Here is a 1,107-nt window from a genome sequence, read left to right as displayed (position 1 = left end):
TGTGTCCAACTTTTGGGGTGCAGTTCAAACCTCAAAATTCGGTTTTCAGACGACCTTTTGCTCAGTTCAATGTAGAAAATCCATCCTAACGCCGTCAGGCATTATTCGTAAACTTTCAACAACTCCACTTCAAACACCAACGTCGCGTTTGGCGGAATCACGCCGCCTGCGCCGCGTGCGCCGTAGCCCATTTCGGCGGGGATGGTCAGCTTGCGTTTGCCGCCTTCCTTCATGCCGCCGAAACCTTCGTCCCAGCCTTGAATGACCTGACCCACGCCCAGCGTAATCGTCAGCGGCTGACGGCGGTCAAGGCTGGAGTCGAATTTGGTGCCGTCTTCCAGCCAACCGGTGTAATGTACGGTAATTTCCTTGCCTTTCACGGCCTCTTTGCCGTGGCCTTCCTGCAAATCTTCAATAATCAAACCGCTCATGTTTTATCCTTTCATAGCGTTTTCAATCGGTTAACAATATCGGCTCTTCGATATTCCGCGCTGAAGGGTATCATAGCTGCCGTTTCCGATAAAGCAAAAGGTCGTCTGAAAACGGATGGATACGTTTTCAGACGACCTTTCAACTTATTGTCAACCGCTTGGCAATCAATTTGAGCCGTTTTGCAACGAGCGGGCATAGGTGTCGTTGTAGCCGATGTCGGTGATTTCGCGCACACCTGTGGCAGGTGCGGTGAATTTCAAGCGGTCATCATCCTTACGCATATCGTGCGCGTCGTGATATTCGACTTGAGTTAAGCCCGGAATGGGGCCGGAGTCGTTGGCATGGTTCCATTCAGGAATGCGGCTGTCGGCGAAAGATGCGGCGGCGGCAACGGCGATGAGGGAGGCGAAGAGTGCTTTTTTCATGATACTTTCCTTATGATGTTGAATATAAAAGATGAACTGCGTAGGCGTTCAAGCGATGGAAAGCATTTTATTGATTTCTTTTTGATTGATAAATATCTATTTTGTTGAAAGAATATTTACTATTGAGAAACAATATTTCCTAACCCGTTTTCAGACGACCCTCGGTCAAAACTTATCCACAATGGTACAGCGGCGTAGTCCATTCCTGTTTCACGGTTTTATAGTGGATTAACAAAAATCAGGACAAGGC

Annotated in this window: 2 protein-coding genes; both read right to left on the bottom strand. The window is 48.2% G+C overall.

Translation table 11 applies throughout. From position 1 onward, the window contains the following. Positions 1 to 101: 101 nt before the first annotated feature. Complete coding sequence (locus tag HMPREF3066_RS07430) at positions 102 to 431, bottom strand: FKBP-type peptidyl-prolyl cis-trans isomerase (protein ID WP_003743612.1); 330 nt, start codon at positions 429 to 431, stop codon at positions 102 to 104. 165 nt (positions 432 to 596) lie between these two features. Beyond that, positions 597 to 857, bottom strand: coding sequence for a hypothetical protein (locus tag HMPREF3066_RS07425; protein ID WP_049226525.1), 261 nt, complete (start codon positions 855 to 857; stop codon positions 597 to 599). Positions 858 to 1,107 lie beyond the last annotated feature (250 nt).

Origin of the sequence: Neisseria sp. HMSC03D10 (assembly GCF_001807625.1) — a bacterium.
Classification (GTDB): Bacteria; Pseudomonadota; Gammaproteobacteria; order Burkholderiales; family Neisseriaceae; genus Neisseria; species Neisseria mucosa.
Note: the sequence above shows the minus strand (reverse complement) of the source record. Positions and strands in the feature narration are given on the sequence as shown.

What these genes read in the sequence shown, in the direction of transcription:
- HMPREF3066_RS07430 (WP_003743612.1), bottom strand. Translation starts at nt 431, where the DNA reads ATGAGCGGTTTGATTATTGAAGATTTGCAGGAAGGCCACGGCAAAGAG.
- HMPREF3066_RS07425 (WP_049226525.1), bottom strand. Translation starts at nt 857, where the DNA reads ATGAAAAAAGCACTCTTCGCCTCCCTCATCGCCGTTGCCGCCGCCGCA.